Source organism: Edaphobacter aggregans DSM 19364, assembly GCF_000745965.1.
GTDB lineage: Bacteria > Acidobacteriota > Terriglobia > Terriglobales > Acidobacteriaceae > Edaphobacter > Edaphobacter aggregans.
Window position 1 is genome coordinate 502,206 of sequence record NZ_JQKI01000001.1, and the last position, 19,387, is coordinate 521,592.

The window sequence follows — 19,387 nt, forward strand, 5'->3', positions numbered from 1 at the left end:
CTTCCGGGAGGAGGCGGTGGAGGTGACGCCGGTGGGTGAGGGTTTTGGCGGAGATGTGGTGAAGGTGCGCTTCCGGTGAACTTCTGACGGTGAGTGTCGTCTAATGAAGTAGCGGGGTGTGAACTGTGCCCCGCTCTTTTTGTATGAAGAGAGCCATCATTATTGGAGCAGGGCCGGCGGGCCTGACGGCGGCGCTGGAGTTGCTGCGTCGCACGGACATTCAGCCTGTTGTACTGGAGGCGACGCGGGAGATCGGCGGTATCTCGCGGACGGTTCGGTACAAGGGCAACCGCATGGATATTGGCGGGCACCGTTTCTTTTCAAAGAGCGATCGCGTGATGCAGTGGTGGATCGACCTGATGCCACCGGTGGCCGAGGGCGTGCCTCCGGAGGAGACAGACAGCGAGACGACGATCTGCTATCAGGGCAAGCAGAGAGTGGTGGAGGTTCCGGTGGACCTGCCGGAGCATCCTCCGCTGCGCGGGATGGGGCCACTGGCGGAAGACGCGGATGAGGGCGCGGAGGAGCTTGAGGACCTCGACGCTCTGTACGGGCCGGGGCATGTGGAGCCGATGATCGCGGAGGAGCCGGCCGATCCGGATCTGGTGATGCTGATACGGCCGCGGAAGAGCAGGATCTATTATCTGCGGAGATTTTTCGATTATCCGATTGCGCTGTCGGGGAGGACGCTGGGGAACCTGGGGGCGGTGCGGACGGCGAAGGTGGGGCTGAGCTATCTGTGGTCGCGCGTGCGGCAGATCACGCCGGAGAAGAGCCTTGAGGACTTTCTGATCAATCGATTCGGACGCGAGCTGTATCGGACGTTCTTCAAGAGCTACACGGAGAAGGTTTGGGGGACGAGGTGCGAGGCGATCTCGGCGGAGTGGGGAGCGCAGAGGATCAAGGGTCTGAGCCTGACGACGGCGGTGAAGCACTTTGTGAAGAAGACGCTGAGAGGCAAGGGCTCGGCGAAGAACGATGTTGCGCAGAAGGGCACGGATACGAGTCTGATCGAGCGGTTTATGTATCCGAAGCTCGGGCCGGGGCAACTCTGGGAGCATGTGGCGGGGCTGGTGGTCGGGGGCGGGGGCGAGGTGCACTGCGAGTGGAAGGTGGATCGCGTGTGCTGTGACGGGGATCGCGTGGTCGCGATTGAGGCGGTGAATGCGCTCGGGGAGCGGGAGAGGTTTGCGGGGGACTACTTCTTCTCGACGATGCCGATGAAGGATCTGGTGCGGGCGATGGACGCTGAGGTTCCGGCGAACGTGAGGCAGGTGAGCGAGGGGCTGGAGTATCGCGACTTCATCACGGTGGGGCTGCTGGTGGATCGGTTGAAGGTGAAAGAGGCGGATGGAGGGCTGCTGAAGGACACGTGGATCTATGTGCAGGAGCCGGATGTGCAACTGGGACGGTTACAAATCTTCAACAACTGGAGCCCCCACCTGGTGCATGATCCGTCGAAGGTTTGGATTGGGTTGGAGTACTTTTGCTACGAGACGGATGCGCTTTGGACGATGCCGGATGATGAGCTGAAGCGGTTCGCGATTGGCGAGGTGGAGAAGATCGGGATCTTGAATGCGGAGGATGTGTGCGACGCGCATGTGGTGCGGGTTCCGAAGACGTATCCGGCGTACTTCGGGACGTATGATCGCTTCGATGAGCTGAGGGAGTTTACGGACGGCTTTGAGAATCTGTTTCTGGTGGGGCGGAACGGGATGCACAAGTACAACAATCAGGACCACTCGATGCTGACGGCGATGACGGTCGTGGATGGGCTGGCTGAGGGTGGGTTCGTGGATAAGGCTGCTCTGTGGGGGATCAATACGGAGCAGGATTACCACGAGGAGAAAAAAGCAGTGGCCGTTTCGTGATGGGATGAACAAATGGTTCGATTGTGGACGCTGCTATTAAGTGTGGTGGTGGTGTGGACTTCGCAGGTTGCGTGGCCAGCGGTGAAGGGCGTGGAGGGGGCGCGGCTTGAGGACGTGCAGGCGATGCAGGGGACGCTGTATCACGTTCAGGGGATCGCACTCGACAAGGAGCACATCTGGGTGACGTCGGTGGATACCGAGCACAAGCGAGGATATGTGCACCAGTTCAATCGGGCGACGCATAAGTTTGAGCGCCAGGTGGATGTGACCCAAGGGAAGGACTTTCATCCGGGAGGGCTGTCGGTGAGCGGCGACTCGCTGTGGGTTCCGGTGGCGAAGTACAGGCCGAACAGTTCGGCGGTGCTGCTGGAGCTGGACAAGCGGACGCTCGCGGTGAAGCGAAGGATTTCGGTGAAGGACCACCTGGGCTGCGTGGCGGTGACTCCGGATGGGCTGGTTGCGGGGAACTGGGGGAGCCGCAGGTTCTATGTCTTCGACCACGAGGGGAGGCAGACGAGGGTGATCAAGAATCACTCCCTGAATCAGTACCAGGACCTCAAGTTTGCAGGCGGGATGCTGGTGGCGTCGGGAAAGCTGACGTGGAAGACGGGGTCGGTGGACTGGTATGCGTGGCCTTCGATGAAGAAGGTTCGCAGCTTGCGCGCGGGCGTGACCGATCACGGACGCCTGTACACAGAAGAGGGGATGGCGATCGAGGGTAAGGACCTCTACCTGCTGCCGGAGGACGGGCCGAGCCGGCTGTTCCACTTTGTTTTAGCGGAGGGAGCGAGATGAGCGATGGGCGCGAAGAGCGGAAGGAAGAGGAGTGGCGGCGGAAGCTCAGGGAGAAGGGGGAGGAGAAGGATCGTCCTTATCGTGAGCGGGAGTGGGAGGAGCGGGGGCGGGAGCCTTCGTGAGGCAGTTGTTAGTGGTTAGTGGTTAGTTTGGGACGGTCCAGTCACTAACCACTAATCACTAACCACTCGCTTTATGCGGCTATGGTTCCCTGGTGGAAGAGCATCTGCCAGCGGCCGTCGCGGTGGACCCAGATGGAGGAGTGGTGGGAGGTGGAGTTGTTTGTGGTGATGTGGTAAGTGGCGAGGGCGGAGTTTTCGCCGAGCGGAGTGACGTAGAAGTGGCTCATCGTGGCGGGGCGCGGCTTGCTGGCCGACAGGGCGTTGGTGAGTTGATGCAGGTCGAAGATGCGACCGGAGGTGCAGAACTCACGGAAGTCGGAAGCGAGGAGGGAGGACAGGTCTTTCCGGTCCTTCTCGCGGTCGGGGTGGAGTAGACGCTCTTCGAGCGCATGCAGGTGTTCCTGTAACTGAGGCGCTGTCATGGTGTTTAGTATGACGTGAAATGGGGCGGAAGAAGTTTCATCAAGGTTTAAAGAAAATGGCTGCCGGGTTGCGGGCAGCCATTGGTTTTGTTGGAGTGGTGGGGTTTAGAGGGTGATTTCGCGGGTTAGAAGGTGATTCTGGCCGCTCTAGAAGGTGATTTTGACCGATCCCTGGAAGATGCGGGCATGATTAGCGGTGGAGGGGATCTGGCCGAAGGTGGATGAGGTGAGGACGGCTGCGCCGCCGGTGGTTCCGCCGGGGGTTCCGGAGGTTCCGCCGGTGGGGATGTTGAAGTTGGGGTGATTGAGGACGTTGAAGGCCTCGAGGCGGAGGGTTGCGGCCAAGCCCTCGTGGATGGGGAAGATGCGGGAGATCTGGGCGTCGAACTGGTAGTTGGTGGGCCGCGGAAGGAGTTTCTGCTGATGTTTCCGTATTTTCCATAACCGGGGTGCCGGCGCGCCCGTTTGGCAGCTCGGCGGCAGGGTCTTCGAAACGGGCAAGGACTTATGGATGAGTTTTCAGGGCTGTCAACAGAAATGATTTTTCTTTTTTGTTGGGTGGGTTGTCGATGAGGGAACCGGTAGGACCACGGGGGGGCTGCTGGCGGGAGGTGGGTGTGCCTTGCCGGTGAGGGAGGGTTACTTGCGGGGGAGGGCATGGAAGAATGGCTGCCGGGGTCTCCGGCAGCCATGGGTTTTGATGCTTCGATGCGGGTTTTAGAAGGTGAACTTTCCGGCCAGTTGGAAGATGCGGGGGTCGGCGGCTCCCGTAACGTTGCCGAAGGTCCCGGAGTTGAAGGCGGTGGTGAAGGCGGAGCTTCCGCTCGCGCTTGTGGCGGTGAAGTTGGGGTGGTTGAAGATGTTGAAGGCTTCCATGCGGAGCTGGAAGTTCAACTGTTCGTGGACGGGGAAGATGCGGCTGATCGCAAGGTCGACGTTGTAGTAGCTGGGCGTACGGAAGGCGTTGCGGCTCAGGGTTCCGTAGGTCCCGACGGCGTTCTGGGTGAAGGCGGCCTTGTTGATGTAGGCAAGGTTCGCGCCCGTGCGCTGGATCTTGTTGTGGGTGTAGGGGTCGACTCCAGGGATGAGGTTCGGGCGGTCGAGCCCGATGCCTGTCCGGGAGTTATCGACGCCGGAGGTGACGTTGAGGGCAGCGCCGCTCAGGATGCGGATGAGCGGAGCGGCCTGCCAGTTGTTGACGATGGCGCCTTTCCATCCAGTGAGGGAGGCGAAGTGGCTGGAGGCGACGAGGGTGGTGTTGAAGATGTGTCGGACGTCGAAGCCGCAGGGGCCGCGATCGAGGCGCGGGTTGAGGGTGTGCTGGAAGGCCGGGGCCGCGATGTCACCGGGGTTGTCGGCGACGGCGAGGCACTTGGACCAGGTGTAGTTGGACAGGAAGCTGAAGTTGTTCGACATGCGGTGCTGGATGGCGGCGATCATGCCGTTGTAGGTGCTGGTTCCGCCATCCGTGATCAGCGTCATGGTTGGGCTGTAGCCTTGTCCATTGGCACTGTTCTTCAGGGTGAGGGGTGTGCGCGCGTTGGGGTTACCGATGGAGGAGCAAGGATCGCCGACCTTTGCAGGATAGAGTGCGCTGCCTACGGTGATCTGCGGCATTCCCTGGCAGGAGCCGGGGCCGGTCCAGTTGCCGGGGATGTAGACGCCTGCGTTGATGCCGTTGCCGAGCCACTGGTGCGCCTGCTGGTTGCCGAGGTAGTTGATGGAGAACATCCAGCCATGGCCGAGGTCCTGCTGAATGCTGGCGTTCCACTGGTAGATGACGGGGGTCTTCATCTCTGGCTGGAGGAGGACCCAGAGCGTGTTGGTGGGGAAGGTGGCTGAGGCATCGGGCGGGAAGACTCCGGGGAAGGGAATTCCGCCGGGGTAGCCGCGCCAGGGCTCGTCGAAGGGGGTCTGACCGTTGAGGTCGATCTCATTGACGAAGGGCGGATTGGAGGCGACGCGCTGCGACATGTAGAGGGACGGAGAGTCGTACATCAGGGCTCCGCCAGCGCGCAGAACGGTCTTTCCGGTGCCGAAGGGATCGAGGGTGAAGGCAACACGCGGCGAGACGTTGCCGAGCTGATTCTTCGTGAAGGACTTTCGAACCCCGGGGTCGCCATAGAAGAAGGCGCCCGCGGGAGCGTTGGGGAATACGGTGGAGCGCCTGTTGGCGTTGAAGGCGGCCTGATCGAAGGTGGCGCCACGGCCGTACTTGTCGACCTGGTAGAGGTTGGGCTCCCAGCGCACGCCGTAGTTGACGGTGAGGGTGGGGGTGATGTGCCAGGTGTCCTGGGCGTAGAGGCCGAAGATGCTCTGGCGATAGTTGGTGTCCTGGGTTCGGCTCTGGCTGAAGGCGAAGGAGGTTCCGAAGGTGGTCATCTGACCGGTGAGGAAGTCGGCGAGGGTCTCGCCGGAGGCCTGTCCGCCGAAGGAGTAGCTTCCGTTGAAGAGGTAGCCGGTGCGGGTGTTGTCGCCGGTTCGGATGAACTCGCCGCCGAAGGCGATCTGGTGCTTGCCGATGAGCCAGTCGACGTCGTCGGCGAAGTGCTCGGTGTTGACGTTGAAGTGGCCGGGGGTGCAGGTTCCGCAGCCGGTCGCGAAGCCGCTGTTCATCTGGATGCGGAGGTCGACGGGGGCATAGACGAAGTTGTTGACGCCGATCGTGGTGGCGTTGATGCCGCCGGCTGTCGGTCCGCGGTCATCTCGGCGACGGGAGTAGGTGCCGTGGAAGGTGTTGACCAGGTGCTGGGAGAAGATGAAGGTGTCGCCGAGGGTGAAGCTCTGCACGCGCTCGTCGTTGCCGGGCAGCGTGGTGAGCAGGATGTTGGTGGGCGAGTAGTAGGCGGGCAGGTTGTAGTCGGTGATGTAGTAGCGGCCGAAGATGGAGTGGCGCTGGCTCCAGGTGTAGTCGACGCGGCCGATGTACTGGTCTTCGGAGTTGTTGCCGGGAAGCGCGACATTGACGCGACCGACGGCGTCAGCCTGTGAGAGCGGGAGGTAGTTGACCAGGTTGAGGGCGGCGGGGCTGTAGGTTGCGGGGTTCAGCTTGCGGCTGGGTATAGGTACGGTGGCACCGGTGGCGCTGGCGAACGGGTCCTTGAAAGCGATCGAGCTGCGGGCGCAGTTGCCGCTGGTGGGCATCTGGCTGAAGTCACCGGCGAGCATGGCGGGCGTGGGCACGCAGTAGCCGGTCGCGGAGCTGGTCTTGTGCTCGCGGGTGCCCTGGTAGCCGCCGAAGAAGAAGAGCTTGTCGGTGATGATGCGTCCGCCGAAGGTTCCGCCGAACTGGTTGCGCTTGACGGTGTCCTTGGAGGTGGAGAAGAAGTTGGTTGCGTTGATGACGTTATTGCGGACGAAGTCGAAGACGGTTCCGTGCCACTGGTTGGTTCCGGAGTTGGTGACGACGTTGACGAGCGATCCGGGGTGGATTCCGTTGCGCGCGGGCAGGGAGTTGGACTCGACGGAGAACTCGTGGAGCGCGTCGGGGAAGGGATAGGGCAGGTTGACGTTGGTGAAGTTGTCGGTGTGGTATCCGCCGTCGAGGACGTAGTTGTTGTAGTTGCCCTGGCTTCCGGCGACGGCGATGACGGTGGAGCTGTAGTAGTTCTTGGAGCCGACCATGTCGCCGGAGGGCGCGGTGACGGCTCCGCCGGAGACGAGGACGAGCTGGGTGGCCTGGCGGCCGTTTAGCGGTAACTCTGTGATACGTGCCTGATCGATGACCTGCTTGAAGGAGCTGGTCTCGGTCTCGAGCGCGACGCCGGAGGCCTGGACCTCGACGTGCTCGCTAGCGGAGCCGACACTGAGGTGGGGATCGACGGAGATGTTGTTGCCGACCTCAAGGACGCCGGTCTGGGTGAAGGTCTGGAAGCCCTGCGCGGCGACGGAGAGAGAATACGGTCCCACGGCGACGTTCGGAAGGGCGTAGAGGCCCTGGCCGTCGGTGGTGGTGGCACGGGTGACGCCGGTGGCGGTTTGCGTGAGAGTGACGGTGGCGCCGGGTACGGCGGCTCCGGTGGCGTCGGTTACGGAGCCCGAGACGCTGGCGGTGCCGGCGGCCTGAGCGTGAAGGTTTGCGGGTAGCGCCACAGAGAGGAGGATGGGGATGGCTGCCAGGAGCAGTCTGGTCTTATTGGACAGTCCACTTATGAATGTATTCAGCATGGAAGAGGCCTCGAAGCGAAACGTTTTGCGTCAGTAAAAGCCCACTTTTCACGACAGGCCGAAGGGGCCTTGCGGACGCGAAAGGACTATATGGATGCGATTTCTGGACTGTCAACAGAAATGGTTCTTCTTTTGAAAAAAGGGGAGTAACCAAGGGAGAGCCCGGTAGGACCACATGGAGGGGTCCTGGGAGGCCTTCAGGGTGAAGAGTGCACGAGAAAAACGATTGTCCGATGGGGTTACGGGCGGGTTACCTGCGGGCGAGGGCGACGCGGGGGATGCCCTGGAGGTCGTCGACGAAGGTGATGTCGACCCAGCCGGCGAGGAGGCGGGCGAGGTCGTCTCGCTGGCCGTGGCCGATCTCGAGGGCGAGGAGGCCGCCGGGTTTGAGCGCGCGACGGGCCTGCGGGATGAGGAGGCGATAGAGGTCGAGACCGTCGGGGCCGGCGAAGAGGGCGAGGGCGGGCTCGTGCTCGCGGACCTGGGGGTGGAGCGAGGCGGCATCGGCGGTGGGGACGTAGGGAGGGTTGCTGACGATGGCGTCGAAGTGCTGGGCGCGCTCGGGGGGTGGGATGGCGGTGAGGCGGTCGGAGAGGAGAAAGCTGATGCGGTGGGCGAGGCCATGTTCAGCGGCGTTCGATTGGGCGACACGGAGAGCCTCGGCGGATAGATCGAGAGCGGTGACGTGGGTCTGAGGGAGGTGCGCGGCGAGCGCGATGGCGATGGCTCCGGAGCCGGTGCCGATGTCGGCGATGGCGAGCGGGCGGTCGTGGGGGAGGCGCTGGAGAACTGCCTCGACGAGGTGCTCGGTCTCGGGGCGCGGGATGAGGACGGCGGGGGTGACGCGGAGGGAGAGGCCGAAGAACTCCTGGGTGCCGGTGATGTACTGGATGGGCTCGTGGCGGAGGCGGCGGGCGATGGTGGATGCGTAGAGGTTCTGCTGCTCGGTGGTGAGGGCGCGTGTGGGGTTGGCGAGTAGCGCGGCTTTGGTGATGGTCAGGGTGTGGAGGAGGAGAAGCTCGGCGTCGCGGCGGGCGGAGTCGCGGAGGTGTGGGTCGGCGGCGAGTTGCTGCGTGGCGAGTTGGAAGGCTTCGGTGGCGGTCATGGGGCAGCGGTGAATGGATGGTGCTTAGTGATTGGAGCGTTGAGGGATAGTTTAGCTTTCGCGAGGGAGCCGCGAAGGACGGGCACCGGCATCTGTGATGTACGAGTAGTTGAGAAATGGACAGGTCAGAATCGCATGTGACATTCCCGTCATCGAAATCGGTGTCAATTCGGAGGCATTCCTTCCTTCTATGGAGAGAATCACTCAGGAATTTATTCGGCAAGGAAGCAACATGAATTCAGTAAAGATTGTGGAGGAGTTTTGGACGGCGGTCTGGAAGTCTAGAAACCCAGACGCTATCGCGGATTTCGTTACCGAGGACGCAATCATCACGACTGGAGGCGTCGAGGTCAAGGGGCGGGAGAAGTTTATCGCGTGGGCATGGGAATTCTTGTCTAAGATCAACGACCTGAACTTTGAGGTTCTCGAGATATTCCAAAATGAAAGTGGAAGCCGTGTAACGACACTCTGGTGTCTCACGGGCAAGAACAACGGCATGATGGGAACAACGCCAGATCAACAGCCAATCAGAATAACCGGAATCGCGGTTTGGAGTGTGCGCGAAGACGGAAAGCTGCTACACAACCGCGTAGAGCGTTCAGCCTGGGAGACATTTCAAAAACTCAACACCAAACAAACCTCACATGCGTCCCCACAGCTCTACTCACCGCGGATCATGATGATGTTGCCGTCGGGGTCGGAGATGGTGAGGGTTTCTTTGGATTTGATGGCGTTGATCTGCTGTTTGTGGAGCAGGCGTGCGGCTTTGGAGAGGTTGGCGGTGCGCATGGTGAGGCGGGCTTTGGTTCCGAGCGAGGTGGCGGTGGCGATCTCAATCTCCTGGCCGGAGTCGCCGGGCATGTGGAGGAACAATGGGTCGCCGGCGATGGATTTGAAGGAGAGCTGGTTGAGGTAGAAGTCGCGCGCGGCGGCGGGGTCCTTCATGGCGAGGGAGACGCCGATGAGAGTGTCGGCGACTCGGTCGGAGTTGATGTGCTTGCCGCGGTCCTCGTAGTGGCGCGAGCCGGGCATGTACTGGGTGTACTCGATGTTCTGCGCGGCGCCGGCGGCGTCGATGGGGCCGGCTAGGGTGAAGAGGAGGTTGCCGGCTCCGGCCTTGCGGACCGGCGTGGGAGTGAGGCCGTGGGCGACGTAGTCGTCGTGGATTGCCTGGAGGTCGTCGCCCTCGAAGCAAACGTGGAGGAAGCCGACGGAGGCCTGCTTGGGGTTGTCGGGGTTTGCGGGGTAGAGCTCGAGGAACTGGCGGTCGTTGAGCTTGATAAAGCTCTCGTTGACCTTGCCGTCCTTGTCGGTGAGGGTGAAGGCCTCTTCGAAGCCGAGCTTGTTGTAGAAGTCGCGGGCTGCGTCGAGGGAGCGGACGCGGATGGCGACGTGGGCTATGCCGGCGAGGGGCGGGGTTTGTTGGGCGTGGGAGAGGGATGCGGTGAGGATGAGCAGTGCGAGGGTGGCGATGCGGCGCAGCGCGGTTTGGAGCATTGGGCGTTGGTCCTTGGGAGGAGCGTCGGTTGTCTATGTGATTCTCTCAAAAACGGTTCGAGCTTTGCTCGAATGTCCCACATCTCCAAAATCGAGATGTGGGGCACCCGGCACCCGGCACTCGGCCGGTTTGTCAAACGCGAGACTACTGGGTAGGAGTGGAGTGAAGACTGTCGAGGTCGGTGATGATGTGTGAGGTTACTTCGAGCTTGTGGTAGTTGCCGTAGCGCGCGCCGAAGGACCATGCGACGCGATGGTCGTCGGGTATGGCCTGGGACTCGATAGTCTTCGGCATCCAGAAGGTTCTTCCGTCGAGCACGACGGGGGCGTAGTCGATGGACCAGGTCCAGAGGCCGATGACGCCGCGCGTGATCTCGTGGTCGGGGATGCTGGCTTCGACGCGCAGCAGGTGAAAGTTTCCGGGGTCGATGAAGACCCGGCCTCTCTGAATCGTCGGGCAGCTTCTGTCGAGGAGGGATTCGGTCAGAGTCTTGTAGGTGAGGACGATGGCCGGGACACCGCCGGTGTTCTCGTCGGGGGCGCGCTCGAAGGTGTAGCAGACGGCGAAGTCGGACGAGACGATGCGGACGCCGTTGGTGAAGGCTCCGCGAAAGACGGCGGGGCCGGCGATGTTCTCGCCCTGGGCGGCCTTGTGATTGACGGATTTGACCTCGCGGCTCTCGAGGAGCTCGGTCGCGTTGCCTTCGCCGGTGCGGCGGATGCGGAAGATGGAGTCAGTTGCGGTAGTAATCCTGGCGTCTCCGGGCTCAACGAGATTGGAGTCGACGTGCTCGTCGCAGAAGAAGCTTGAACGGAGGAGAGGTAGGTGGAGACGTTGGCCTGCAGGCGATTGAGGATCTCAGGAATCGGCAGCGGAGCGGCTTGCTGGGCAAACGAGGGTGCCAGCAGCACAACAGACCAGAGGGTAACGGCAGGCAGAGAGGACGAGCGCACAGATCTTTCCTTTGAAATCCTGGGTGCGGCATTCTCGCTGACAACATAGTGAGACTGCAAGGTGTTCTGCGAGATGCCCGCTGCTATTTCGGCGGAGGATTGCCGCCGACGTCGGGGATGATGCGGGAGCTGACGCTGAGCTTGTGGTAGTTGGTGTAGGTGGCGGTGAAGAACCAGGTGCCGGAGGCGTCGTGGGCGTCGGCGCGGGAGGTGATGGTGCGGGGCAGCCAGAACTGTTTCGCGTCAAAGGGGATAGGGGCGTAGTCGATGGACCAGGTCCAGAGGACGCGGCGGCCGTTGTTGTCCTTGTGGTTGGGGATGGTCATCTCGACGCGCAGCGGGTGGAAGGTGGCGGAGTCGATGAAGGCGCGGCCGGATTGTTTGTCGGGGCCGGGGCAGCCGTCGTCGGGGGTGAGGTCGGGCTTGAGGGCGTAGTCGATGACGATGGCGGGAGTCTTGTTGAGCACGCCGGTAGGCTGAAGGGTGTAGTCGAAGCAGCGCGACATCTCGAGCGAGACGACGTTGACAGCGGTCGAGAAGGCTCCGCTGAAGAGAGCGGGGCCGTGGATGTCTTCGCCCTTTGCGGCTTTTTTGTTGACGGACTTGATCTCGCGGGTCTCGGTGAAGGTGTGGGCCTCGCCGACGTTGTGGGAGCGGACGAGGCGGAAGACGGAGTCGGTGGTGGTTTTGACGCCGCGCGCGCCCTCCTGCTTGAGTTCGGAGACGACGCGCTCGTCGGCAAAGATGTCGGGGAGGTTGGTGAGGTAGTCCCAGAGGTTGTCCTGGAGGTGGAGGAGGATCTCCTGAAGTGGCGGAGTTGCGGGCGCAGCGGGTGTGCTGGCGGGCTGCTGCGCGATGCCGCTGGAGGGGACGAGAGCTGCGAGAACGACGGAGATGACGAGATGCGACCGCACCGGTGCTCCTGAAAAAGTAGCCTGCGGGGAATTCTCGCTGAGAGTTGGTGATTGTGCCAAGTGCTCCCGCGCGAACTCTGTGGGATGCTAGGATTCCTGCGCAACAGTCTGTGGGGTGGGGGTGCTTTCGTGACGGAATGGAACGCGCCGGAGTATGCGAGGATCTCTGAACTGCAGCATGCGATGGCTGCGGAGGTGCTGTCATTGCTGGACCTAGGGGACGCGAAGAGCGTTCTGGATCTTGGCTGCGGGACCGGCAACGTGACGGCTGAGATCGCAGCGCGCGTTCCTGAGGGCAGGGTGGTGGGCGTGGATGCCTCTGGCGAGATGATTGCGTTTGCAAAGGAGCGTTATGGCGCGGCGGTGTGGCCGAACCTGAGCTTCGAGGTGTGTGACATTCGCAGGATTGGATTCAGAGACGAGTTCGATCTGGTGGTCTCGTTCAACGCGCTGCACTGGATTCCGGAGCAGGAGGTGGCTCTGCGGGCGATTCACACCGCGATGAAGCCGGGAGGCGCGGCGCAGTTGCGGCTGGTCCCGAAGGGCGAGCGCAAGAGCCTGGAGGATGTGCTGGAGGAGACGAGGAAGTCAGCGAAGTGGTGCACCTACTTCGATGGCTATCGGAACCCGTATCTGCACCTGACGGCAGAGGAGTATTCGGCGTTGGCCGCAGAGTGCGGGTTACGCGCGGTGAGCATGGACGTGAAGGACAAGGCGTGGGACTTCGGTTCACGCGCAGGGTTTCACACGTTCGGTTCGGTGACTTTCGTTGAGTGGACGCGGCGGCTTCCCGAGGAGGCGAAGTCAACTTTTATCGATGACGCGCTGGACCGATACAGTGCGGTCGCGGGCGACGATCGCACGTTTCGTTTCTACCAGATGGACATCAGGCTGGCGAAGAGCAGTTGAAGGTTGCTAGTTGCAGGTTGTGAGTGGAAAAACAACTGCTAACCTGCAACTGCAAACTACATCAAGCGGCAGTGGTCTCGGCCTTCATCTTCTCGGCGATGTCGTGTGCGATGAGCGCGTCGATGGTGGGCTGCAGCATGCCTTCCATCACCATGTTGAGCTGGTGGGTGGTGAGGCCGATGCGGTGGTCGGTGAGGCGGTTCTGCGGGAAGTTGTAGGTGCGGATCTTTTCGGAGCGGTCGCCGGTGCCGACCTGCTGCTTGCGGTCCTTGGCCTGCTCCTGGTGGATGCGCTCTTCCTCGACCTCGTAGAGGCGGGCGCGGAGGACGCGCATGGCCTTCTCGCGGTTCTTGATCTGCGATTTTTCGTCCTGGCACGAGACGACGGTGTTGGTCGGGATGTGGGTGATGCGCACCGCCGAGTAGGTCGTGTTGACGGACTGTCCGCCGGGGCCGGAGGAGCAGAAGGTGTCGACGCGCAGGTCCTTGGCTTCGATCTTGATGTCGACTTCCTCGGCCTCGGGGAGCACGGCGACGGTGATGGCGGAGGTGTGGACGCGGCCCTGGGTCTCGGTGGCCGGCACGCGCTGCACGCGGTGGACGCCGGACTCGTACTTCATCTGCGAGTAGACCTTGTCTCCTTCGAAGATGGCGGTGACTTCCTTCATGCCGCCGCCGATGCCGGTCTCTGAAGAGGAGAGGATCTGTACCTTCCACTTGTGCTGCTCGGCGAAGCGCAGGTAGGTGCGGAACATCTCGGAGACGAAGATGGCGGCCTCGTCGCCGCCGGTTCCGGCGCGCAGCTCGATGATGATGTTCTTGTCGTCGTTGGGATCCTTTGGCAGGAGCATGACCTTCAGCTCTTCCTCGATCTCGGCGAGGCGCGGCTCGAGGGTAAGGAGCTCGGCCTGGGCCATCTCGCGGATGTCGGCGTCGTCCTCGGCGAGCATGGACTTGGCGTCGGCGACGCCCTGCTTCACCTGCTTGTACTCGCGGAACTTTTCGACGACGGGCTCGATGTCGCGGTGGGCCTTGGCGGTGGCGGAGAACTTCTTCTGGTCTGTGACGAGCGCGGGATCGGCGAGCTGCTGGCCGAGCTCTTCGTAGCGCGCTTCCATCTGGTCGAGGCGGTCGAACATGGGTGCTCCTAAATCTATGCGTAGAAAGGGGATTTCGAAAAGGGAGAGGGCGAAGTCGGGCGCAGCTAGGCGAAGTCGTGACGGCTGGGCGTCACGCCGGGCCGGGGGGCCATACCGGGAAAGCGCACCGGGATTTCGGCTGCGAATCGCATCTCTCTTTAGATGTTACTCCTGTTGGTGTGGATGCGGGTGGGGTAAAGTACGAACCGTGAGCCACAGGCGGTAACAGATCGTTGTTGCGGCGGTACTAGGTTGCATATTTTCCATCGGTTGCGAGGAGGATTTTGAGTCGCACTATTCAACGGCGGCGGCTGCAGAGCAGGCGGGAGAATTTACGCGTGGCTGGCTGCCCCTCGTGCTTCAACCCGATGCCACTGACATATACGAATGGCACGATCTGGACTCCAACCGAGCAGGAGGGCGGTTTGCGTTGAACGAGAACCTTGTGCATCGGATTTCAGACAGACTGCCAAAGAACGGACAAGACTTCGACTGATGGTCGATCGTCAACGAACGGTGTGACCGTATTTCGCTGTAGTGACTTTCTAGTCTCGATCAATTCAGAAAAGCGGACTGGCGACTTTCGGTCGAACGGCCGCTAGACCAATTCACGGAGTCAAGCGGTTCGAGCTTCGCTCGAATGCCCACATCTCAGAATCGAGATGTGGGGCACCCGATTTTTGGCGATTCGAGCGGTGTTGGCTGCGCGGGAGAAAAGCAGATTCCTCGGCTTCGCTCGGAATGACTACTCGGGAAAGCTACACCTTCGCTGGTTCGAGCCAGGCGCTGGGCGTGGAGCGTGAGATGGCGATCTCCTCGTCGTTCATGTCGACGCCTACGTCGGCGAAGAGTGGTGTGGAGAGGTAGCGCTCGCCGGTGTCGGGCAGCATGCAGAGGATGGTTGATCCCTTCGGCGCTTTAGCGGCGACCTTCAGGGCTCCGGCGAAGGTTCCGCCGGAGGTGATGCCGACGAAGATGCCCTCCTGGCGGGCGAGCTCCTTGCTCCACTTCATGGCTTCGGTGTTCTCGACGGTGAGGACCTGGTCGATCTTGTTTTCGGCCAGCGCGTCGCCGGCGAGCTTGGGGATGAAGTCCGGGCTCCAGCCCTGCTGGGGGTGCGGCTTCCATGCGGGGTGACCGCTGAGCGGGTCGCCGTTTTCGTCGCGCGGCTGCGGCTGGCCGCTCGTGACCATGGGTGCGTCGGCGGGCTCGCAGACGATGATCTTTGTCTTGGGGCTCTCTTTCGCGAGCACGCGGGCGACGCCCTTGAGCGTGCCTCCGGTGCCGAAGCCGGTGACCCAATAGTCGAGGGGCTGGTCGCGGAAGTCGTCGAGGATCTCGACGGCGGTGGTCTTGGAGTGGAAGTCGGCGTTGGCCTCGTTGGTGAACTGGCGGGTGAGGAACCAGCCATGCGTCTGGGCGAGCTCGATGGCCTTGGCGGCGGAGCCGGTGGCGCGGCTGGCGGCGGGCGTGAGGATGACCTTGGCGCCGAGGAAGCGCATCAGGCGGCGGCGCTCGATGGAGAAGGTCTCGGGCATGATGAGGACTAGCGGGTAGCCTTTTTGCGCGCAGACCATGGCGAGGCCGATGCCGGTGTTGCCGCTGGTGAACTCGATGACGGTCTGGCCGGGCTTGAGCGTGCCGGTGCGTTCGGCGTCCTCGATGACGCCGAGGGCGAGGCGGTCCTTGACGGAGCCGAGAGGGTTGAAGGCCTCGACCTTGACGTAGAGGTTGACGCCCTCGGGCGCGAGCTTGTTGATCTTGACGGCGGGAGTGTGGCCGACGGTTTCGAGAATGTTGTTGTAGCGCTTTCCCACGTGTCCTCCTGGGAGATAGATTGGGGCCGCTTGCAGACTGCAAGAGATTTTAGATGCGGGCAAGGCTTTCTGCATCCATCAGGATGTAAATGCGAGGTCATTTCTCAGGATGGCTCTGTTTCGAGATGTCGCGAAGCTGGCCGAGGCGCTGGCGGGTGAGTCGAGCCGGTTGAAGAAGCGCGCGGCGATTGCGGAGGCGATTCGCAGGGTGCACGAGGCGGAGTCGGATGGTGGCGCCGCAGTCTCGGATCATCAGGACGTGGGGCGGTTTGCGCTGTATCTCGCGGGGACGCCGTTTGCCGAGGCGGATCAGCGGAAGCTGAATGCGGGCGGGGCTCTGCTGAGCCGGGCGTTGCTGGCGGTGAGTGGGGCGACGCAGGTGGAGCTGACGGCGGCTTATCGCAAGCATGGTGATTTGGGCGCGGCGGGGTTCGAGTTGATGGCGGCGCGGGATTCTTCGGCGCGGACGGAACCCACATCTGGCGATGAGGCCGCCAGATATGGGGCACCCGATTCTGTGGCACACGGTTCTGGGACTCCGCTGACGCTTGCGGAGATTGCGGATGCGTTTGCGGCGATGGCTGCGGCGCGTACGACGGCGGTGCGCTCGGCGCTGGTGGAGGGGCTGCTGGAGAGGGCGACGCCGCTTGAGGCGAAGTATCTGCTGAAGCTGATGATCGGCGACATGCGGATTGGGGTGAAGCAGAGTTTGGTGGAGGAGGCGATTGCGGTTGCGGCGGATGTGCCGGTGGCGGAGGTTCGCAATGCGGTGATGCTCGAGGCGGACCTGGCGTCTGCGACGCAGCGGGCGTTTGCGGGGACCCTGAAGGAGGCGCGGATGCGGCTGTTTCATCCGCTGGGGTTCATGCTGGCCTCGCCTGTGGATTCGCCGGAGGAGGCGGTGGAACGGTTTGCGGGAGTTCCGGAGGAGGGTGTGGAGACGGCGCACATCGCGGCGTTTCTCGAGGACAAGTACGACGGCATGCGGGCGCAACTGCATTGTGGCGATCCGGAGCAGCCTGGGAGGGTGGCGATCTACTCGCGCAATCGCGAGGAGATCACGGAGAGCTATCCGGAGTTGGAGGAGGCATTCGCTCGCGTGAACGAAGCGGGGGTGGGTCCCCTGATCTTTGACGGCGAGATTCTTGGGTGGGATTTGAAAGAGAGCCGTGCGCTGCCTTTTGCGGTGCTGGGGCAGAGGATCGGGCGGAAGCGTGTCTCGAATGCGTGGCGTGAGCAGGTGCCGGTGATCTTTATGGCGTTCGATCTGATGTATGCGGGCGAGCTTCTGGTGGAGCTTCCGCTGCGCGAACGGCGCAACCGGCTGGAGGCGGTGGCGGAGAGGCTGGTGGAGGTGGTGCGCTCGCCGCTTGCGGTCGACGAGCGAAAGAAGGGCGCGCAGGGGTTGATCTTTGCGGAGCCGGAGGGTGAAGCCGTGGAGCGTCTGTTGCTGTCGCCTTCGCGGCTGGTGGAGAGTGCGGACGACATTGATCGCGCTTATGCGGAGGCTCGCGCGCGGGCGAACGAGGGCGTGATGCTGAAGGCGGCGGAGTCGCAGTATCAGCCGGGCCGTCGCGGGCTGGCGTGGCTGAAGTTGAAGCGCGAGCTGGCGACGCTGGATGTGGTGGTGACGGGAGCGGAGTTCGGGCACGGCAAGCGCGCGGGAATTCTGAGCGACTACACGTTTGCTGTACGCGGAGCTGACGGCGAGCTGCTGAATGTGGGCAAGGCTTATTCGGGGTTGACGGATGCGGAGATTGCGGAGCTGAGCGCTTGGATGATGGAGCATACGCTCGAGGACCGCGGCTTCTCTCGCACGGTGGAGCCGCTGCGTGTGCTCGAGGTGGCCTTCAACAACATCATGCGCAGCGATCGCCATGCGAGTGGATTCGCGCTCCGGTTTCCGCGCATTGTGAGGATTCGCGACGACAAGCCGGTGAGCGAGATTGATACGGTGGAGCGTGTGGAAGAGGTGTATCAGTCGCAGGTGGACAAGCCGGTGGAGTGAGCCGTGGCGCGTGGGCGCGGTAGTATCATGGCTGAAGTGAAACGGCCCGTTCGACTCGCTTATCTTGTCAGCCATCCCATTCAATACCAGGTGCCGCTGCTGCGACGGATCGCCGCTGAGCCCGACATCGACCTGACGGTGCTGTACGGCTCGGATTTTTCGGTGCGCGGCTATAAGGACGATGGCTTTGGCGTGGATCTGAAGTGGGACCTACCCCTGCTCGATGGCTACAAGTACGAGATTCTACCTGCGCTGCGCGACACGGGGACGCAGACGTTCGCGGCACCTTTGAACTACGGGATCTTCAGCAGGCTGCGCGGCCGGGGCGGCGAGGCGCCTTACGATCTGCTGTGGGTGCACGGCTACGCGATGGTGAACTCGATGGTGGCGATGGTGGCGGCCAAGGCGCTGGGGATTCCGGTGTTGATGCGGTCTGACTCGACGTTGATTGACCGTCCGCGGGGTGGTGCGAAGCGTTTCGCGAAGAGGCTGTTCTTCGCGGGGCTTCGTCAGATGATCGACGGCGTGCTGACTATTGGGACTCTGAATGAGGGGTACTGGCGGGCTTCGGTGGGCGACTCGGTTCCGCTGTTTCGAATGCCTTATGCGGTCGATAATGATTTCTTTCGGAGGCGCAGTGAGGAGGCCGCGTCGCGCCGAGGCGAGCTTCTGGCGGAGTTGAAGATGGAGGCCGGGCGGCCTGTGATTCTGTTCGCCTCAAAGCTGCAGTATCGCAAGCATGCGGATCATCTGCTGGAGGCGTACAGGCGCCTCATCGAGCGCAGCAGCGCGGGTCCTTATTTAGTGATCGTCGGCGATGGTGAGGCCCGTGCGGAGCTGGGGCGGTCGGCTGCTGGGCTTGAAGACGTTCGGTTCTGCGGCTTTCGCAATCAGTCGGAGCTGCCGCGGTTCTTCGATCTGGCGACGGTCTTCGTGTTGCCCGCCCGCCATGAGCCGTGGGGGCTGATTGTGAATGAGGTGATGAATGCTGCGCGGCCGGTGATCATGACCGACGATGTCGGCGCGCATCCGGACCTCGTGACGAACGGAGTTGAGGGCTACGTGTATCCGGTGGGAGATATCGCCGCGCTGACGGAGGCTCTGGACCGTGTGATCTCGGTGCCGGGCGAGGCGGAGCGTATGGGACGCAATGCGTTGGCGCGCATCAGCGCGTGGAACTTCGAGGAAGACATCGCTGGATTGCGGCGTGCGATTGCTGCGTTGACGAAGGGGCTTCCGGTGGAGCGCGAGTTTGCAGCGAAGTAATGGGATCCAAACCGGTCGTGCGACTATTGCAGAATACCGGTCAGATCGAAGTCTCGCGTCTTTCCGTCCGGCAGGAGGAACGTATAACTCCGGAAGATGTCATATCCGTTTCCCTGCCTCTCGGTGAGCCTGGCCTTGTAGTCGCCGAGGGCAAGAACACCACCTCGAACGGGAGCCTCCAGCTCAGATTTATAGCCGGCAATAACTCCTACGATTCGTTGACGCAGGTACCCTAGATCCTTCGCTCCCAGATAGAAGCGTGTCTTCGATTCAATAACGTGGACGTTGACGTTGTAGTCCGATGGAGATGGATTCGGAGCCGCGAAGGCAAACGAGCCGCAGAACAGCACCAGGCTGAACAGGATTTTCATGGAACACTGATAACACAACTGCGTGATAGGG

18 protein-coding genes and 1 pseudogene are annotated in these 19,387 nt (G+C 62.2%); 9 read left to right on the plus strand and 10 right to left on the minus strand.

Annotated features, from left to right (window positions below):
* Positions 1 to 143 precede the first annotated feature (143 nt).
* Genes Q363_RS02245 through Q363_RS45305 form a run of 3 tightly spaced genes read left to right on the plus strand, consistent with a single transcriptional unit; the run spans position 144 to position 2,788 of the window.
* Positions 144 to 1,871 (plus strand): NAD(P)/FAD-dependent oxidoreductase, encoded by a 1,728-nt coding sequence (locus Q363_RS02245; protein WP_035347464.1) that lies wholly within the window; start codon positions 144 to 146, stop codon positions 1,869 to 1,871.
* Between the two features lie 12 nt (positions 1,872 to 1,883).
* Positions 1,884 to 2,666: a DUF6454 family protein gene (locus Q363_RS35600; protein WP_157466477.1), complete on the plus strand. Its 783-nt coding sequence runs from the start codon at positions 1,884 to 1,886 to the stop codon at positions 2,664 to 2,666.
* Entirely contained in the window at positions 2,663 to 2,788 is a 126-nt protein-coding gene (locus Q363_RS45305; protein WP_281175961.1) for a hypothetical protein, read from the plus strand. The genes Q363_RS35600 and Q363_RS45305 overlap by 4 nt, the downstream gene beginning before the upstream one ends.
* 71 nt (positions 2,789 to 2,859) lie before the next feature.
* On the opposite strand, the gene Q363_RS02255 is transcribed toward Q363_RS45305, so the two are convergent.
* From Q363_RS02255 to prmC, 4 genes are all read right to left on the minus strand, one after another.
* The gene (locus Q363_RS02255; protein ID WP_035347467.1) at positions 2,860 to 3,210 is read right to left on the minus strand and encodes a nuclear transport factor 2 family protein; all 351 of its coding nucleotides are present in this window, start codon (positions 3,208 to 3,210) and stop codon (positions 2,860 to 2,862) included.
* A gap of 147 nt (positions 3,211 to 3,357) precedes the next feature.
* Complete coding sequence (locus Q363_RS02260) at positions 3,358 to 3,711, minus strand: outer membrane beta-barrel protein (protein WP_035347469.1); 354 nt, start codon at positions 3,709 to 3,711, stop codon at positions 3,358 to 3,360.
* Between the two features lie 216 nt (positions 3,712 to 3,927).
* Positions 3,928 to 7,377, minus strand: a complete 3,450-nt coding sequence (locus tag Q363_RS02265) for a TonB-dependent receptor (protein WP_035347470.1) — start codon at positions 7,375 to 7,377, stop codon at positions 3,928 to 3,930.
* Positions 7,378 to 7,627: 250 nt separating this feature from the next.
* Positions 7,628 to 8,482 (minus strand): peptide chain release factor N(5)-glutamine methyltransferase, encoded by an 855-nt coding sequence (gene prmC / locus Q363_RS02270; protein WP_035347472.1) that lies wholly within the window; start codon positions 8,480 to 8,482, stop codon positions 7,628 to 7,630.
* Positions 8,483 to 8,714: 232 nt separating this feature from the next.
* Here prmC and Q363_RS37715 point away from each other — a divergent pair.
* Positions 8,715 to 9,059: pseudogene (locus Q363_RS37715) on the plus strand (ester cyclase); the annotation flags it as partial.
* 83 nt (positions 9,060 to 9,142) lie between these two features.
* Here the strand turns inward: Q363_RS37715 and Q363_RS02275 are convergent.
* Positions 9,143 to 9,979, minus strand: coding sequence for a VOC family protein (locus Q363_RS02275; protein ID WP_035347473.1), 837 nt, complete (start codon positions 9,977 to 9,979; stop codon positions 9,143 to 9,145).
* 145 nt (positions 9,980 to 10,124) lie between these two features.
* Positions 10,125 to 10,274 (minus strand): hypothetical protein, encoded by a 150-nt coding sequence (locus Q363_RS40010; RefSeq protein WP_157466478.1) that lies wholly within the window; start codon positions 10,272 to 10,274, stop codon positions 10,125 to 10,127.
* Between the two features lie 114 nt (positions 10,275 to 10,388).
* Here Q363_RS40010 and Q363_RS02280 point away from each other — a divergent pair, with 114 nt between their 5' ends.
* Positions 10,389 to 10,790, plus strand: coding sequence for a hypothetical protein (locus Q363_RS02280; RefSeq protein ID WP_169746906.1), 402 nt, complete (start codon positions 10,389 to 10,391; stop codon positions 10,788 to 10,790).
* 226 nt (positions 10,791 to 11,016) lie between these two features.
* On the opposite strand, the gene Q363_RS02285 is transcribed toward Q363_RS02280, so the two are convergent.
* Positions 11,017 to 11,847, minus strand: coding sequence for a hypothetical protein (locus Q363_RS02285; protein ID WP_035347477.1), 831 nt, complete (start codon positions 11,845 to 11,847; stop codon positions 11,017 to 11,019).
* 84 nt (positions 11,848 to 11,931) lie between these two features.
* Between Q363_RS02285 and Q363_RS02290 the strand changes: the two genes are divergently transcribed.
* Positions 11,932 to 12,756: a class I SAM-dependent methyltransferase gene (locus tag Q363_RS02290; protein ID WP_245631984.1), complete on the plus strand. Its 825-nt coding sequence runs from the start codon at positions 11,932 to 11,934 to the stop codon at positions 12,754 to 12,756.
* 61 nt (positions 12,757 to 12,817) lie between these two features.
* Here the strand turns inward: Q363_RS02290 and prfA are convergent, their stop codons facing one another.
* Complete coding sequence (gene prfA / locus Q363_RS02295; RefSeq protein ID WP_035347479.1) at positions 12,818 to 13,894, minus strand: peptide chain release factor 1; 1,077 nt, start codon at positions 13,892 to 13,894, stop codon at positions 12,818 to 12,820.
* Between the two features lie 265 nt (positions 13,895 to 14,159).
* Here prfA and Q363_RS47455 point away from each other — a divergent pair, with 265 nt between their 5' ends.
* Complete coding sequence (locus tag Q363_RS47455) at positions 14,160 to 14,390, plus strand: YbbD-related protein (protein ID WP_483782883.1); 231 nt, start codon at positions 14,160 to 14,162, stop codon at positions 14,388 to 14,390.
* 262 nt (positions 14,391 to 14,652) lie between these two features.
* Here Q363_RS47455 and Q363_RS02300 read toward each other — a convergent pair whose 3' ends face one another.
* A complete protein-coding gene (locus Q363_RS02300; RefSeq protein WP_035347480.1) occupies positions 14,653 to 15,711 on the minus strand; it encodes a PLP-dependent cysteine synthase family protein in 1,059 nt (352 codons plus the stop codon).
* A gap of 109 nt (positions 15,712 to 15,820) precedes the next feature.
* Here Q363_RS02300 and Q363_RS02305 point away from each other — a divergent pair, with 109 nt between their 5' ends.
* Together Q363_RS02305 and Q363_RS02310 are read left to right on the plus strand one after the other, a co-directional pair.
* On the plus strand, positions 15,821 to 17,719 hold the full coding sequence (locus tag Q363_RS02305; protein WP_035347481.1) for an ATP-dependent DNA ligase: 1,899 nt from the start codon (positions 15,821 to 15,823) through the stop codon (positions 17,717 to 17,719).
* Positions 17,720 to 17,746: 27 nt separating this feature from the next.
* Positions 17,747 to 18,985: a glycosyltransferase family 4 protein gene (locus tag Q363_RS02310; RefSeq protein WP_035347483.1), complete on the plus strand. Its 1,239-nt coding sequence runs from the start codon at positions 17,747 to 17,749 to the stop codon at positions 18,983 to 18,985.
* A gap of 23 nt (positions 18,986 to 19,008) precedes the next feature.
* On the opposite strand, the gene Q363_RS02315 is transcribed toward Q363_RS02310, so the two are convergent.
* Entirely contained in the window at positions 19,009 to 19,356 is a 348-nt protein-coding gene (locus Q363_RS02315) for a hypothetical protein (RefSeq protein WP_035347485.1), read from the minus strand.
* Positions 19,357 to 19,387 lie beyond the last annotated feature (31 nt).

Coding starts and splice junctions, on each gene's coding strand:
- Q363_RS02245 (WP_035347464.1), top strand. CDS start 144: ATGAAGAGAGCCATCATTATTGGAGCAGGGCCGGCGGGCCTGACGGCG.
- Q363_RS35600 (WP_157466477.1), top strand. CDS start 1,884: ATGGTTCGATTGTGGACGCTGCTATTAAGTGTGGTGGTGGTGTGGACT.
- Q363_RS45305 (WP_281175961.1), top strand. CDS start 2,663: ATGAGCGATGGGCGCGAAGAGCGGAAGGAAGAGGAGTGGCGGCGGAAG.
- Q363_RS02255 (WP_035347467.1), bottom strand. CDS start 3,210: ATGACAGCGCCTCAGTTACAGGAACACCTGCATGCGCTCGAAGAGCGT.
- Q363_RS02265 (WP_035347470.1), bottom strand. CDS start 7,377: ATGCTGAATACATTCATAAGTGGACTGTCCAATAAGACCAGACTGCTC.
- prmC (WP_035347472.1), bottom strand. CDS start 8,482: ATGACCGCCACCGAAGCCTTCCAACTCGCCACGCAGCAACTCGCCGCC.
- Q363_RS02275 (WP_035347473.1), bottom strand. CDS start 9,979: ATGCTCCAAACCGCGCTGCGCCGCATCGCCACCCTCGCACTGCTCATC.
- Q363_RS40010 (WP_157466478.1), bottom strand. CDS start 10,274: ATGCCGAAGACTATCGAGTCCCAGGCCATACCCGACGACCATCGCGTC.
- Q363_RS02290 (WP_245631984.1), top strand. CDS start 11,932: ATGCTAGGATTCCTGCGCAACAGTCTGTGGGGTGGGGGTGCTTTCGTG.
- prfA (WP_035347479.1), bottom strand. CDS start 13,894: ATGTTCGACCGCCTCGACCAGATGGAAGCGCGCTACGAAGAGCTCGGC.
- Q363_RS02305 (WP_035347481.1), top strand. CDS start 15,821: ATGGCTCTGTTTCGAGATGTCGCGAAGCTGGCCGAGGCGCTGGCGGGT.
- Q363_RS02310 (WP_035347483.1), top strand. CDS start 17,747: ATGGCTGAAGTGAAACGGCCCGTTCGACTCGCTTATCTTGTCAGCCAT.
- Q363_RS02315 (WP_035347485.1), bottom strand. CDS start 19,356: ATGAAAATCCTGTTCAGCCTGGTGCTGTTCTGCGGCTCGTTTGCCTTC.